This is a genomic window from Streptomyces nitrosporeus (assembly GCF_008704555.1).
In the GTDB taxonomy this organism is placed as follows: domain Bacteria; phylum Actinomycetota; class Actinomycetes; order Streptomycetales; family Streptomycetaceae; genus Streptomyces; species Streptomyces nitrosporeus.
The window spans coordinates 1,947,312-1,961,154 of record NZ_CP023702.1; the positions used below are offsets into that span (position 1 = coordinate 1,947,312).

At 72.1% G+C, this 13,843-nt stretch carries 14 protein-coding genes; 9 read left to right on the forward strand and 5 right to left on the reverse strand.

The window, feature by feature from the left end; translation table 11 throughout:
- The first annotated feature begins 113 nt into the window (after positions 1-113).
- From CP967_RS08200 to CP967_RS33895, 3 genes are read left to right on the forward strand one after another with little or no spacing between them, the layout of a single operon-like run.
- Positions 114-1,148, forward strand: a complete 1,035-nt coding sequence (locus CP967_RS08200; RefSeq protein WP_150487327.1) for an adenosine deaminase — start codon at positions 114-116, stop codon at positions 1,146-1,148.
- 23 nt (positions 1,149-1,171) lie between these two features.
- Positions 1,172-1,987: a glycerophosphodiester phosphodiesterase gene (locus CP967_RS08205; protein WP_229888203.1), complete on the forward strand. Its 816-nt coding sequence runs from the start codon at positions 1,172-1,174 to the stop codon at positions 1,985-1,987.
- A complete protein-coding gene (locus CP967_RS33895) occupies positions 1,987-2,154 on the forward strand; it encodes a hypothetical protein (protein WP_167535344.1) in 168 nt (55 codons plus the stop codon). Before CP967_RS08205 ends, CP967_RS33895 begins: the two co-directional genes overlap by 1 nt.
- A 3-nt stretch (positions 2,155-2,157) precedes the next feature.
- Here the strand turns inward: CP967_RS33895 and CP967_RS08210 are convergent, their stop codons facing one another.
- Together CP967_RS08210 and CP967_RS08215 are read right to left on the reverse strand one after the other, a co-directional pair.
- Complete coding sequence (locus CP967_RS08210; RefSeq protein WP_190174986.1) at positions 2,158-2,709, reverse strand: hypothetical protein; 552 nt, start codon at positions 2,707-2,709, stop codon at positions 2,158-2,160.
- A 105-nt stretch (positions 2,710-2,814) separates the two neighbouring features.
- A complete protein-coding gene (locus CP967_RS08215) occupies positions 2,815-4,254 on the reverse strand; it encodes a gamma-aminobutyraldehyde dehydrogenase (protein ID WP_150487328.1) in 1,440 nt (479 codons plus the stop codon).
- 177 nt (positions 4,255-4,431) lie between these two features.
- Here CP967_RS08215 and CP967_RS08220 point away from each other — a divergent pair, with 177 nt between their 5' ends.
- The 6 genes from CP967_RS08220 (at position 4,432) to CP967_RS08245 (ending at position 10,011) form a co-directional block, all read left to right on the forward strand.
- Positions 4,432-4,917: an Lrp/AsnC family transcriptional regulator gene (locus tag CP967_RS08220; protein WP_190174985.1), complete on the forward strand. Its 486-nt coding sequence runs from the start codon at positions 4,432-4,434 to the stop codon at positions 4,915-4,917.
- Complete coding sequence (locus CP967_RS08225; protein WP_150487330.1) at positions 4,902-6,281, forward strand: aspartate aminotransferase family protein; 1,380 nt, start codon at positions 4,902-4,904, stop codon at positions 6,279-6,281. Before CP967_RS08220 ends, CP967_RS08225 begins: the two co-directional genes overlap by 16 nt.
- Positions 6,282-6,492: 211 nt before the next feature.
- Positions 6,493-7,230, forward strand: coding sequence for an ABC transporter ATP-binding protein (locus CP967_RS08230; protein ID WP_150487331.1), 738 nt, complete (start codon positions 6,493-6,495; stop codon positions 7,228-7,230).
- Positions 7,212-8,375, forward strand: coding sequence for a hypothetical protein (locus tag CP967_RS08235; RefSeq protein ID WP_150487332.1), 1,164 nt, complete (start codon positions 7,212-7,214; stop codon positions 8,373-8,375). Before CP967_RS08230 ends, CP967_RS08235 begins: the two co-directional genes overlap by 19 nt.
- 182 nt (positions 8,376-8,557) lie before the next feature.
- Positions 8,558-9,415, forward strand: coding sequence for a metalloregulator ArsR/SmtB family transcription factor (locus CP967_RS08240; protein WP_150487333.1), 858 nt, complete (start codon positions 8,558-8,560; stop codon positions 9,413-9,415).
- Positions 9,412-10,011, forward strand: a complete 600-nt coding sequence (locus CP967_RS08245; protein WP_150487334.1) for a dihydrofolate reductase family protein — start codon at positions 9,412-9,414, stop codon at positions 10,009-10,011. Before CP967_RS08240 ends, CP967_RS08245 begins: the two co-directional genes overlap by 4 nt.
- 23 nt (positions 10,012-10,034) lie before the next feature.
- Here CP967_RS08245 and CP967_RS08250 read toward each other — a convergent pair whose 3' ends face one another.
- Genes CP967_RS08250 through CP967_RS08260 form a run of 3 tightly spaced genes read right to left on the reverse strand, consistent with a single transcriptional unit; the run spans position 10,035 to position 13,831 of the window.
- Positions 10,035-11,066, reverse strand: a complete 1,032-nt coding sequence (locus CP967_RS08250) for an ABC transporter ATP-binding protein (protein WP_150487335.1) — start codon at positions 11,064-11,066, stop codon at positions 10,035-10,037.
- A gap of 3 nt (positions 11,067-11,069) precedes the next feature.
- On the reverse strand, positions 11,070-12,683 hold the full coding sequence (locus CP967_RS08255; RefSeq protein ID WP_150487336.1) for an ABC transporter permease: 1,614 nt from the start codon (positions 12,681-12,683) through the stop codon (positions 11,070-11,072).
- 56 nt (positions 12,684-12,739) lie between these two features.
- A complete protein-coding gene (locus tag CP967_RS08260; RefSeq protein ID WP_150487337.1) occupies positions 12,740-13,831 on the reverse strand; it encodes a thiamine ABC transporter substrate-binding protein in 1,092 nt (363 codons plus the stop codon).
- Positions 13,832-13,843 lie beyond the last annotated feature (12 nt).

A 13,843-nucleotide genomic window follows, 5' to 3' on the forward strand; every position in this document is an offset into this window, starting at 1 on the left:
GCCCAGGGCTCCCGGGGCTCCGGGCCCGACGGCCGGGCGCCCCGGCCCCGCGCATACGATGACGGGTGCGGCCGACGGGGCCGGCCCAGAACCCTCAGACCCGGGAGAGTCCGATGAACGATCTGAACCCCTTCATCGCGGGGCTGCCGAAGGCCGAGCTCCACGTCCACCACGTCGGATCCGCCTCGCCCCGCATCGTGGCCGAACTGGCCGCGCGCCACCCGGACTCCAAGGTCCCCACCGCCCCCGAGGCGCTGGCCGACTTCTTCACCTTCACCGACTTCGGGCACTTCATCGACGTGTACCTCTCGGTGGTGGACCTGGTCCGCACCCCGGAGGACGTGCGCCTGCTGACGTTCGAGATCGCCCGGGACATGGCCCGGCAGAACATCCGGTACGCGGAGCTGACGGTCACCCCGTTCAGCTCGACCCGGCGCGGCATCCCCGAGCAGGGGTTCATGGAGGCGATCGAGGACGCCCGGAAGGCCGCGGAGGCCGAGCTGGGGGTCGTCCTGCGCTGGTGCTTCGACATCCCCGGCGAGGCGGGGCTGGAGGCGGCGGAGGAGACGACCCGCCTCGCGGTGGACCTGCGGCCCGAGGGGCTGGTCTCCTTCGGTCTGGGCGGGCCCGAGACCGGCGTGGAACGCCCGCAGTTCAAGCCGTACTTCGACCGTGCCATCGCGGAGGGGCTGCACTCCGTCCCGCACGCCGGGGAGACGACGGGCCCGCAGACCGTCTGGGACGCGCTGACCGCCCTGCGGGCCGAGCGCATCGGCCACGGCACCAGCTCCGCACAGGACCCCGCGCTGCTGGCCCACCTCGCCGAGCACCGCATCCCGCTGGAGGTCTGCCCCACGTCGAACATCGCGACCAGGGCGGTCGCGGACCTGGAGCTGCACCCGGTGAAGCAGATGGTGGAGGCGGGCGTCCTCGTCACCGTCAACAGTGACGACCCGCCCATGTTCGGCACCGACCTCAACAACGAGTACGCGGTGGCCGCCCGGCTGCTCGGGCTCGACGAGCGGGGCCTGGCGGGGCTCGCCAGGAACGCGGTGGAGGCGTCCTTCCTCGACGCGGCCGGCAAGCGGCTGCTGGCCGCCGAGATCGACACGTACACGACGAACTGGCTGTCCGCGACCGGCCGGTGAGTCTTCGAGGCCACAATGGCCTCATGGCCACCACCCTTCGCACCGTCACCGCCGTCGCCCACCGCGGTGATCCGTACCGCGCCCGTGAGAACACCCTTGCCTCGATCCGGTCGGCGGTCGCCCGCGGGGCGGACGCCGTCGAGATCGACGTCCGGGTGACCCGTGACGGGGTGCCGGTGCTGCTGCACGACTCCACGCTGGGGAGGCTGTGGGGGCACGACGTGCGGGTCGACCGGCTCACGCACCGGGAGCTCACCGAGCGGACCGGGGGCGGTGTCCCCACCCTGCGCGAGGCGCTGGCCGCGGCGGCCTCCCGCCCCTTCATGGTGGACCTGCCGGGCGCCACCGACGCCTCGGTACGGCGGATCGTCGGCGTGATCGGCGAGTGCGGGGCGGCCGAGCGCGTGTACTACTGCGCGGACACCTCCGCCATGCTGCGGGTGCGCGCCGCCGACCCGTCCGCCGAGATCGCGCTGACCTGGACGACCCTGGCGCCGCCGCGTCCGGTGCTGCTCGACGCCGTCCGGCCGCACTGGCTGAACTACCGCTTCGGGCTGATGAGCCGTGAACTGGCCGACCGGGTCCACGCGGACGGCCTGCTCGTCTCGGTCTGGACGGCGGACACCCGGCGCACGATGCGCCGGCTGACCGGATACGGCGTGGACTCGATCACCACCAACCGGATCGACACGCTCCGGGCGCATCTGGACGGCCGCCGGGCGCCCCTGGACGACCGCCGGGCCTCTCCGGACGGCCACCGGGCCGGGGGCGGCGAGGAGGTCCGGACGACGGTGCGCCCGGACGCCGGCGGCGTCGGCGCGGCGGGCCGGAAGCCCTGATGCGAAGACCGTGGACGCACCGGGCCACCCGCTCCGCACGGGCCGCCGGTCCCGGTGTCGCCCTGCTGGTCCACAGCGTCGACCCGACGGACGCCGAGGGCCGGGAGACGAACGCCACGGCGATGGACGTCGTGGTGGCGGCCTTCGGCGCACCGTCGGGGAGCTGACGCTCAGCCGGCCGCCGGGAGCACCGGTCCCGGACCGCCCGCCGGCGCCCCCGGCACCCCGGCCGCCGCCTCCAGGCGCCTGATCATGCGGTGGACGACGAGCAGCGGGATCACGCCGAACACCCCGAAGGACATGTCGATGACGGACCACCAGAAGGGGATGTCCCGGATCGGTCCGCAGATCAGGGCGAGCGGGACGATCCCGGCGCAGGCGATCATCCCGAACTCGACGACCCAGATGTTGCGGACCGGGTCGCGGTAGGGGCCGTAGAAGGCGACGGCGATGACGAGGTGGGCGAAGGCCAGCCAGTCGGTGCCGTACAGCACGAAGGGGTACCGCGCGTCGGCCTCGTCGAGACCGGTCCTGACCCGGGTGATCCACTCCCCCAGGGCGGGGAGGTGCTCGGGGACGGGGGATGCGGAGGACAGCAACAGGTCCTCGGCCCAGCGGAGTTCGTGCACCAGGGGGAAGGCGGTCAGGCCGCTCAGCACCAGGCAGACGATGAAGACGACCAACCACACGCGTATGCGCCGCAAGAGGGCTCGCTCGCTCATGCCCGCAGCGTACGCCCGCCATGAACGCGTTCAAAAAGTGGGGTGGGGGTACGCGGACGGCCCCGGGCCGGAGCCCGGGGCCGTCCGTCCGTGCCGTCGGCGGGGTCAGTCCTCCAGGGACGTCATGACGTGCTTGATCCGGGTGTAGTCCTCGAAGCCGTAGGCCGAGAGGTCCTTGCCGTAGCCGGACTTCTTGAATCCGCCGTGCGGCATCTCGGCGACGAGCGGGATGTGGGTGTTGATCCACACGCAGCCGAAGTCCAGGCTCCTGGACATCCGCATGGCGCGGGCGTGGTCCTTGGTCCACACCGAGGAGGCCAGGGCGTACTCCACGCCGTTGGCGTACTCCAGCGCCTGGGCCTCGTCCGTGAAGGGCTGGACGGTGATGACGGGGCCGAACACCTCGCGCTGGACGATCTCGTCGTCCTGCTTGAGCCCGGAGACGACCGTAGGGGCATAGAAGTAGCCCTTGTCGCCGACCCGGTGACCGCCGGCCTCGACCCTGGCGTGGGCGGGGAGGCGCTCGATGAACCCGCTGACCTGCGCCAGCTGGTTCGCGTTGTTCAGCGGGCCGTAGAGCACGTCCTCGTCGTCGGGCAGACCGGTCTTCGTGTCGGACGCGGCCTTGGCGAGCGCGGAGACGAACTCGTCGTGGACGGACTCGTGGACCAGCACACGGGTGGCCGCCGTGCAGTCCTGGCCCGCGTTGAAGTAGCCCGCCTCGGAGATGCCCGCGACGGCCTTGGCGATGTCGGCGTCCTCGAACACGACGACGGGGGCCTTGCCGCCGAGCTCCAGGTGCACCCGCTTGACGTCCTTGGCGGCCGACCCGGCGACCTGGACGCCGGCCCGCACCGAGCCGGTGATGGAGGCCATCGCCGGGACGGGGTGCTCCACCATCGCACGGCCCGTGTCGCGGTCGCCGCACAGGACGTTGAAGACGCCCTTGGGCAGGATCTGCCCGATGATCTCGGCGATCAGCACGGTCGAGGCGGGCGTGGTGTCGGACGGTTTGATGACGACGGTGTTGCCCGCGGCCAGTGCCGGGGCGAACTTCCACACGGCCATCATCATGGGGTAGTTCCACGGGGCGACCTGGGCGCAGACGCCCACCGGTTCACGGCGGACGATCGAGGTCAGGCCCTCCATGTACTCACCGGCCGAGCGGCCCTCCAGCATCCGCGCCGCGCCCGCGAAGAAGCGGATCTGGTCCACCATCGGCGGGATCTCCTCGGTGCGGGTGAGCCCGAGCGGCTTGCCGGTGTTCTCCGACTCCGCCGCGATGAGGTCCTCCGCCCGCTCCTCGAAGGCGTCCGCGATCTTCAGCAGCGCCCGCTGGCGCTCGGCGGGCGTGATGTCACGCCAGGCCGGGAACGCGGCGGCGGCGGCCTCCATGGCGGCATCGACGTCGGCCTGCCCGGAGAGCGGGGAGGTCGCGTAGACCTCTTCCGTCACCGGGTTGACCACGTCGATGGTCCGCCCGTCCGCGGCGTCCCGGAACTCTCCGTTGATGTAGTTGCGCAGACGGCGCACCTCGGTGGTCACGACCACCCCTCCTGTCGGCTGTCCGATGGGTGAGACACCCAGCCTAGACGGTGTGGTGACGCTTTCGACATACCCAACCGCCACCACCTACGGAATCAGTGCCATTCGAGGTTCTGAACAACGGATTTCATCGGTCTGCGCTTGCCAGACAGACGACTCCCGGTGCAGAGTGGGCACGTGGCCAGCCGTAACGCAGATTCCAGGACCGGGCCGTCGGCCTCCGTCGACGCCGTCTCCCTCGCGATCATCGAGCAGCTCCAGGAGGACGGACGGCGCCCGTACGCGGCGATAGGCAAGGCCGTGGGCCTGTCCGAGGCCGCCGTACGCCAGCGTGTGCAGAAACTGCTCGACCAGGGTGTGATGCAGATCGTCGCCGTCACCGACCCACTGACGGTCGGCCTGATGCGCCAGGCGATGGTCGGGATCCGCGTCGAGGGCGACCTCGACCCGGTGGCGGAGGCCCTGTCGGCCATGAGTGAGTGCGAGTACGTGGTGATGACCGCGGGCTCCTTCGATCTGATGGTGGAGATCGTCTGCGAGGACGACGACCACCTCCTGGAGACGATCAACAAGCGCATCCGGGCCATCGACGGGGTTCGCTCCACCGAGAGCTTCGTCTACCTCAAGCTCAAGAAGCAGACCTACATGTGGGGAACCCGATAGCCGTGAGCAAGGACCTCAGCCGGACCGCGTACGACCACCTGTGGATGCACTTCACCCGCATGTCGGACTACGCGAAAGCGCCCGTGCCCACCATCGTGCGGGGCGAGGGCACCTATATCTACGACGACCGGGGCAAGCGGTATCTCGACGGCCTGTCCGGCCTGTTCGTGGTCAACGCCGGCCACGGCCGCCGCGAGCTGGCCGAGACGGCGTACAAGCAGGCGCAGGAGCTGGCCTTCTTCCCGGTGTGGTCCTACGCCCACCCCAAGGCGGTCGAGCTGGCCGAACGGCTCGCCCACCACGCCCCCGGCGACCTCAACAAGGTCTTCTTCACCACGGGCGGCGGCGAGGCCGTGGAGACGGCCTGGAAGCTGGCCAAGCAGTACTTCAAGCTCAAGGGCAAGCCCACCAAGTACAAGGTCGTCTCGCGCGCGGTCGCCTACCACGGCACCCCGCAGGGCGCCCTGTCGATCACCGGACTGCCCGCGCTCAAGGCACCGTTCGAACCGCTGGTCCCGGGCGCGCGCAAGGCGGCGAACACCAACATCTACCGTGCGCCGCTCTTCGGCGACGACCCGGAGGCCTTCGGCCACTGGGCGGCCGACCAGATCGAGCAGCAGATCCTCTTCGAGGGCCCCGACACGGTCGCCGCGGTCTTCCTGGAACCGGTGCAGAACGCGGGCGGCTGCTTCCCGCCGCCGCCCGGCTACTTCCAGCGGGTGCGCGAGATCTGCGACCGGCACGACGTGCTGCTGGTGTCCGACGAGGTCATCTGCGCCTTCGGCCGGCTCGGCACGATGTTCGCCTGCGACAAGTTCGGCTACGTACCGGACATGATCACCTGCGCCAAGGGCATGACCTCGGGCTACTCCCCGATAGGAGCCTGCGTCATCTCCGACCGGATCGCCGAGCCGTTCTACGAGGGCGACAACACCTTCCTGCACGGGTACACCTTCGGCGGCCACCCCGTCTCGGCGGCGGTCGCCCTGGCCAACCTCGACATCTTCGAGCGGGAGGGGCTCAACCAGCACGTCCTGGACAACGAGAACGCCTTCTTCTCCACCCTGCGGAAGCTGCACGACCTGCCGATCGTCGGCGACGTCCGGGGCAACGGCTTCTTCTACGGCATCGAGCTGGTGAAGGACAAGGCCACCAAGGCGACGTTCGACGAGGAGGAGACCGAGCGCGTCCTGTACGGCTTCCTCTCCAAGGCGCTGTACGACAACGGGCTGTACTGCCGGGCCGACGACCGCGGCGACCCGGTCGTCCAGCTCGCCCCTCCGCTGGTCTCGGACCAGGCCGTGTTCGACGAGATCGAGGGCATCATGCGCGGTGTCCTGACGGAGGCCTGGACCAAGCTCTGAGCGGCGGCCCCGGCCGCCCCGTGCCCCCACCCGGCGGCCGGGGCCGCCGCCTCCGGCCCGGATGCACCCGTTCGAGTGAGAAGGGGGGCCTCCGGGCCGCGTGGCGTCCCGACACCCCGGTCCGGCTGCCTAGCGTGCCGAGTGACCGATCGGCCATGTCCGTTCCCCCGGACGGGGGACAGGATCCCTGATCCGAACCGAGGTGTACGCCATGGTGGCCCCGCCCGACAACGACGTGATCTGGGCACGTTCCCTGCACCATTCCTACAACGGATCGCCGGGGCTCCGCGGGGTCTCCCTCGGGGTGGGCGACGGCGAGATCCTCGCCGTGACGGGCCCGCGCGGCAGCGGGAAGTCGACACTGCTGCACTGCCTTTCCGGCCAGCTGACGGCCCAGGAGGGCGAGGTCTGGTTCAACAGCGTCCCCGTCCACACCATGGGCCCGCGGCTGCGTGAGCAGCTGCGCCGGGACCGGTTCGGCTGGATCGGCGCGGAGGCGGATCTCGTACCGGAGCTGACCGCCTGGGAGAACGCCGCCCTTCCGCTGCTGCTGCGCGGGGTCTCGAACCGGGCGGCGAGGAAGACCGCGACGGAGTGGCTGGAGCGCCTGGACATCGGCCCGCTGGCGAAGAAGCGGCCGCACGCACTGCTCCAGTCGCAGCGCCAGCGGATCTCCGTCGCCCGTGCGCTGGCCGCCGCCCCGACGGTGATCTTCGCCGACGAGCCGACGGCGACCCTGCACCGCGCGGAGCGCGCCCAGCTGCTGCGCACCCTCACCACCGCGGCGCGCTCGCACGGCATCACGATGGTGCTCGCCACCCATGACCTGGAGGTCGCCGCCCTCGCCGACCGCGCCCTCGGCCTGCTGGACGGCCGGCGCGTCAACGACGTCTCCCTGCCCGCCGCGTCCGATACGGAAGGCCGCTCGGCGTGCTCGCTCTCCGTCTGACCCGCGGTGCCCACCCCCTGGTCCTGATGCGGCGGCTGCTGCTCGCCGCGGCTTCGGCGGGGGTGGGCTTCCTCCTGCTGTGCACCCTGGGGTACGCCTCCGGACACCCCGCCCACTCCTCCAGCTCCGTGCTGCGGCTGCTGTGGTGCGCCGTTCCCCTGGCGGCGACGGTCCGGTTCGCGGTCGCGGTCGCCCTCACCGACCCGGGGACCCGGCCGCGGCCGGGGCTCTTCGCCGCGGGCCTCGGTCCGGCCCGGCTGGGCGTGCTGGCGGCCGTCTCCACCGCCGTCTCCACCACGCTGGGCTCACTGGTGGCCCTGCTGCTCTTCCTGCATCTGCGGGGTGACCTGACCGGGCTGCCCTTCGACGGCGGGGCGGCCGGGTTCCTGGGGGCCGGCACCCCGCTGCCGGTCGCGGCGGTCCTCATGCTGCTGTCCCTGGCCCCGCTGGCCTCGGCCGCGGCCGGCGGGCTGGCGCTGCGTTCACGGCCGTCCACCGCGCCCGGCGCCCCGGAGACGGCGGAGCTGCTCACGCCCGCCCCGGCCCCCACCGGCCTGCCGTGGGGCGTGGCCCTGACCGCGGCGGGCCTCGCGGTGGAGGCGTACGCGAGCCGGGGCTCGGCGGGTGACCCGCTGCCGCTGCCGGGGAAGCTGGAATCCACCCCGGCGAGCGTGCTGGTGGGCTGGACGCTCACCGCGATCGGGCTGGCGATGGCGGGGCCGGGCCTCGCCCATCTGTGCGGCCGGCTGCTGCAGGCGGTGCGCCCCGGGGCCGTACGGCTGCTGGCGGGGCGGGTCCTGATGGACGAGGCCGTCCGTATCGGCCGCCCCCTGGGCGTCGTCTGCGCGGTGCTCTCCGGGATGATCGCGGCGTCGGTGCTCTACACCGGCGAACCACGTGCGGTGGGCCCGCTGACCACGCTGGGCGCGGTGCTCGTCCTGGGGTGCACCACCGCCACGCTGCTGACCTCCGCGGTGGAGGCGAAACAGTCCCGGGTCCGGGTGGCCGAGACGGTGCTGCGCCTCGGCGCCCCGGTCTCGGTGCTGCGGAGGGCGACGGCGCTGCGCGTCCTGGTGCTGCTGGTCGTGTTCGCTCCGCTGACCTGGGTGATCGCCCGGCTGGCGGCGCTGCCGCTGACGGGCTGACGGTCCCTCGGGCTGACGGGCTGACGGGCTGACGGGCTGACGGGCTGACGGGCTGACAGTCCCTGCGGCGCCGCGTCTTTGCCGCTTTCCTTCCGTTTTCCCGCTGCTTCCTGCCGCGGGTCCCGGCCCGTCCATGAAATATTCCTTGACACGAATATTCACTGTCGGGAATGATCGCGTCCATGGACGCACTTCTCACCGCGCTGGCCGACCCGGCCCGCTGGCGGCTCGTGAGCCTGCTGGCCGAGCGGCCCCGCCCGGTCGGCGTCCTCGCGCAGCTCGCGGGGGCGCGGCAGCCCCAGACGACCAAACACCTCCAGACGCTCGAACGCGCCGGCGTCGTCACCTCCCTGCGCACCGGCCGGCGCCGCGTCTACACCCTCCGGCCCGCTTCCCTGCGGGACCTCGCCGCCGCGCTCAACCTGCTCGCCGACACCGCGACCCGGGCCGACGGCCCCCACGCGGCTTACGACCGCTACGGGGCGAGCGTCCACGCGGAGCGGGCCGCCGCGGAGGGGGCGGGGTGGGCCGACGGCCGTTCGTTCACGTTCCGCCGGCCGCTCGCGGGCGGTCCCGGGCTGGTCTGGCGGCACCTGACCGAGCCCACCCTGCTCTCCCGGTGGTGGACACCCGACGGCCTCCGCGTCTCCGAGCTCGTCTTCGAGGCGTGGCCCGGCGGGCGGATCGTCCACGAGTACCGCGATGCCGAGGACACCGACGGCTCCGACGTGGTCGCCGGACGCGCGGAGGGCACCGTCGAGGACGTACGGCCCGCCGAGCGCCTCGTCTACCGGACCTCGCCGGTGCTCCCCGACGGCAGTCCCGCCTTCACCGCCCACGTCAGCCTGGGCCTGCACCCCGCCGGCACCGACACGGATCTCGACGTCCACTGGCGGATAGCCGACAGCACCGTCGCCTCCGCCGACTTCATCGCGGGCATCGAGACCGGTTTCGGCCAGAGTCTCGACAAACTCGTGGCGGCCCTCACCGCGACCGCGCACGACACCGCCACCGCCACCGAAGCGAGGAGTGCGACATGACCGGTCCGGCCCGGCGCAGGGTCACCGCGAACCTGGCCCTCTCCCTCGACGGGCGCTACCACGGCCCCGGAGGGCCCGGCGATTTCAGCATGTTCGCGCCGTACGTGGTCTCCGAGGTCGCGCGGCGGCAGCTCACCCGCATCTGGGAGGGCGCTACGACGGCGCTGCTCGGCCGGGTCAACGCCGAGGGGTTCCTGGGGTACTGGCCCTCGGTCGCCGAGGACGAGACCGCCGATCCGCGTGATCGCGGATACGCGAAGTGGCTGGTGGACACGGAGAAGGTGGTCCTCTCGACCACCCTGACCGAGGCACCGTGGGACCGCACCCGTGTGGTGAACGCCCCGGCCGCCGGCCTCGTCACCGGTCTCAGGGCGGTGGGAGAGGGGGACATCCTCGTCAACAGCTCCCCGAGTGTCATCAAGCCGCTCCTCGCGGCGGACCTGGTCGACCGGCTGTACCTCATGGTCCTCCCCGAGATCGCGGGAGACGGGCAGCGGCTGTTCGACGACGGTCTGCCGGCCACGAAGTGGAGACTCACCCACCAGGAGACCGGTGTGCTGGGCGAGATAGCCCTGGTCTGCGACCGGGCCCGCTGACCCGCCGGGGGTACGGCCGGCTCTCAGGCCGTCTTCGCCGGCGGGAGGACCACGACGTCCGCCGCGTCGAAGGTGACGCCCACCGAGGCGCCCTCCCCGGGGGTGTCGCGCAGGGCGCACTCCGCCTCGATGACGGGCCCCCGGCCGGGGTGCAGGAGCACCGAGACGTGGTGACCGCGGAAGGTGCGTGCGCCGACCGTGCAGCGCAGACCGGCCTCCGGTCCGCCGATCCGTACGCCGGTGGGCCGGACGAGCAGTTCGTACCGGCCCCGGGGTGTCCCGTCCGGTACGGGCACCTCGCCCCAGGCGGTGTCCGCCGCCGCGCCGGTGACCGTCGCCTCGACCACGTTGTCGAAGCCGAGGAACCGGGCCACGAAGGCGGACGCCGGCCGCTGCCAGACCTCCAGCGGGGTGCCCGTCTGGGTGATCCGGCCGTCCCGCATCACCACCACCCGGTCGGCGAGCGCGAATGCCTCGCCCTGGTCGTGCGTGACGGCGAGGACGGTGGTGCCCAGCCTGCCGAACAGCTCGCGCAGTTCGACGACGAGCCGTTCGCGCAGGCTGCGGTCGAGTTGTCCGAGCGGTTCGTCCAGCATGAGCAGTCCAGGCCGGGGGGCCAGGGCGCGGGCAAGGGCCACTCTCTGCTGCTCGCCCCCGGACAGCGCGGAGACGGCGCGCCGGCCGGCGCCGGGCAGGCCGACCAGGTCGAGCAGTTCACCGGCCCGGCTCTCCCGTTCGCCGCGCGGGACGCCGTGCATCCGCAGTCCGAAGGCGACGTTCGTGGCGACGTCCTGGTGCGGGAAGAGCTGGTGGTCCTGGAACATCAGCCCCACGCCGCGCCGGTGCACGGGGACGGCCGCCTGGTCGGCGCCGTCGAGCAGGATCCGCCCGCCGTCCAGCGGCTGCAGCCCGGCGACGGCCCGCAGCAGGGTCGACTTGCCGCTTCCGCTCGGTCCGAGCACACAGACGGTCTCGTGGTCGGCGACCTCCAGGTCCACCGCGTCCAGCGCGGTCCGCCCCCCGAACCGGACGGTGGCCGCCTCCAGTGCCAGCATGTGTCAGAACTCCCCGGATCGGTCGGTGCGGATACGTTCGAGCAGGAGCAGCGACACGGCGCAGACCAGCATCAGGATCGTGCTGAGGGCCATCGCCTGCCCGTAGTTGAGCTCCCCGGACCGCCCCAGCAGCCGGGCCACCGCGACCGGCAGCGTCGGGTTGTCGGGCCGGGCGATGAAGACGGTCGCGCCGAACTCCCCGAGCGAGACGGCGAAGGCGAACCCGGCCGCGACCAGGAGCGCGCGGCGTACCAGCGGCAGGTCCACCTCGCGCCAGGCCCGTAGCGGTGAGGCCCCGAGCACGGCGGCGGCCTCCCGCAGCCGTTCGTCCACCGCCCGCAGGACCGGCAGCATGGTGCGGACGACGAAGGGGACGCCCACCAGGGCCTGGGCGAGCGGTACGAGGATCCAGGAGGTCCGCAGGTCCAGCGGGGGTTCGTCCAGCGTGATCAGGAAACCGAAGCCGACGGTGACCGCGGACACCCCGAGCGGCAGCATCAGCAGTGCGTCGAAGCCGCGTACCAGGCGCCCGGCCCGCCTGGTGAGCGCCGCGGCGGCGAGTCCGCCGATCACCAGGGCGATCCCGGTCGCGGCCAGCGCGTACCGCAGCGAGTTGCCGATCGCCTCCAGCGGGGGCACCAGGAAGGTGGAGCCGCCGGCGTCGGCGGACCGCAGGGCCCGGTAGTAGCCGAAGCCGTAGCCGCCGGAGGTGTCCAGCGAGCGCTCCACCAGGACGCCGAGCGGCAGCACGACCAGCAGGACGATGCTCAGCAGGACTCCGCCGAGCAGTGCCCGCTGCCCGGCGCCGCGCGGAGGGCGGGAGGTCAGCGCGGGGTCGGTCAGCTTGAGCGCCCGCTCCCTGTGGCGGACGGTACGGGCGTGGACGGCGAGGATCGCTCCGACCGCGGCGAACTGCACCAGGGTGAGGACGGCCGCCGTCGGCAGATCGAGCAGTTGCGCGGTCTGCCGGTAGATCTCCACCTCAAGGGTGGAGTAGGCGGGGCCGCCGAGGATCTGGACGACCCCGAAGGAGGTGAACGTGAAGAGGAAGACCATCACACCGGCCGCGGCCACCGCCGGGGCGAGCGCGGGCAGTGTCACCCGCCGCCAGGCGCCGAGGCGTCCGGCGCCGAGCACCCGGGCGGCCTCCTCCTGGCGTGGGTCGAGCTGCGACCAGAGCCCGCCGACGGTCCGTACGACCACCGCGTAGTTGAAGAACACATGGGCGAGCAGGATCGCCCACACGGTGGTGTCCAGGCGTACGCCCCACAGGTCGTCGAGCAGTCCGCCACGCCCCAGCAGGGCCAGGAAGGCCGTGCCGACCACCACGGTGGGCAGCACGAACGGCACGGTGACCACGGCCCGCAGCACCTGCTTCCCGGGGAAGTCGAGGCGGGCGAACACATAGGCGCCGGGCAGCGCGATCAGCAGGGTGAGCGCGGTGGACGCGAGAGCCTGCCAGGTGGTGAACCACAGGACGTCGAGCAGGTCCGGCCGGGTCAGTACGTCACCGATCCGGCCGAACTGCCAGACCCCGTCCGCCTTGAGACCGCGGCCGACGATCGCGGCGACGGGGTAGGCGAAGAACAGGGCGAAGAACGCGACCGGCAGAGCCATCAGGGCGAGCCGCGCCGCGGTGCCCCGCCGCCGGGGCGGGGCCGGGCGGGCGGCGGCTACTTGACGACGATCGAGGACCACGACCGGACCCACTGCTCACGGTTCTCGGCGATCCTCTCCGGTGCCACGGTGGCCGGTTCGTCGACGGTGGCACCGAACTCCGTGAACAGTTCCGGCAGTTCCGCGTCCTTCACGACCGGGTTCACGAACATGTTCAGCGGCATGTCCTCCTGGAACCGCTTGCCGATCAGGAAGTCGAGGAGCGCCTTGCCGCCCGCCTCATTCTTCGCGCCGTCGAGCAGCCCGGCGAACTCGATCTGCCGGAAGCAAGTGCCGGCCGCCACTCCGGTGGGCGCCTCGGTGGGCTGCGGCTCGGCGTAGAGCACCTCGACGGGCGGGCTGGAGGCGTAGGAGACGACGAGCGGCCGGTCGGCACCGGCCTTCCGGCCGCCCGCGGAGCCGGAGAACTCCTCGTTGTAGGCCTGCTCCCAGCCGTCGACGACCTTGACGCCGTTGTCCTTCAGCTTCTTCCAGTAGCTCTCGTAGCCCTTCTCCCCGTGGGAGGCGACGGTGCCGAGGAGGAAACCGAGACCGGGCGAGGAGGTCGCGGCGTTCTCGGTGACGAGCAGGTCCTTGTACTCCGGCTTCAGCAGGTCGTCGAAGGTCTGCGGGGGGTCCAGCTTCTTGTCGGCGAAGTACTGCTTGTCGTAGTTGACGCAGATGTCGCCGGTGTCGACGGGTGTCACCCGGTTCTTCTCCGCGTCCAGCCGGACGTCCGCGGCGACCCTGTCGATCCCCTCGGCCTCGTACGGGGTGAACAGGCCGTTGTCCAGGGCGCGGGAGAGCAGGGTGTTGTCGACGCCGAAGAAGACGTCGCCCCGCGGGGAGCCCTTGGTCAGGATCTCCTGGTTGAGCGCGCTGCCCGCGTCACCGCTCTTGAGCACCTTGACGGTGTAGCCGGTCTCCTCGGTGAACGCCTTCAGGGCGGCGTCCGAGGCGTTGAAGGAGTCATGGGTGACCAGGGTGACGGTCCTGGAGCCCTTCGAGGTCCCGGAGGCGCCGTCGTCCGAGCCGCCGCAGCCCGCCAGGACGGTGACCCCGAGTGCGGCGGCGAGCGCCGTCGCCGTGTACTTCGTGGTGGTGTTCATGTGATTCCTCCT

What these genes read in the sequence shown, in the direction of transcription:
- CP967_RS08205 (WP_229888203.1), top strand. Translation starts at nt 1,172, where the DNA reads ATGGCCACCACCCTTCGCACCGTCACCGCCGTCGCCCACCGCGGTGAT.
- CP967_RS08210 (WP_190174986.1), bottom strand. Translation starts at nt 2,709, where the DNA reads ATGAGCGAGCGAGCCCTCTTGCGGCGCATACGCGTGTGGTTGGTCGTC.
- CP967_RS08240 (WP_150487333.1), top strand. Translation starts at nt 8,558, where the DNA reads ATGGACGCACTTCTCACCGCGCTGGCCGACCCGGCCCGCTGGCGGCTC.
- CP967_RS08200 (WP_150487327.1), top strand. Translation starts at nt 114, where the DNA reads ATGAACGATCTGAACCCCTTCATCGCGGGGCTGCCGAAGGCCGAGCTC.
- CP967_RS08255 (WP_150487336.1), bottom strand. Translation starts at nt 12,683, where the DNA reads ATGGCTCTGCCGGTCGCGTTCTTCGCCCTGTTCTTCGCCTACCCCGTC.
- CP967_RS08250 (WP_150487335.1), bottom strand. Translation starts at nt 11,066, where the DNA reads ATGCTGGCACTGGAGGCGGCCACCGTCCGGTTCGGGGGGCGGACCGCG.
- CP967_RS33895 (WP_167535344.1), top strand. Translation starts at nt 1,987, where the DNA reads ATGCGAAGACCGTGGACGCACCGGGCCACCCGCTCCGCACGGGCCGCC.
- CP967_RS08245 (WP_150487334.1), top strand. Translation starts at nt 9,412, where the DNA reads ATGACCGGTCCGGCCCGGCGCAGGGTCACCGCGAACCTGGCCCTCTCC.
- CP967_RS08260 (WP_150487337.1), bottom strand. Translation starts at nt 13,831, where the DNA reads ATGAACACCACCACGAAGTACACGGCGACGGCGCTCGCCGCCGCACTC.
- CP967_RS08230 (WP_150487331.1), top strand. Translation starts at nt 6,493, where the DNA reads ATGGTGGCCCCGCCCGACAACGACGTGATCTGGGCACGTTCCCTGCAC.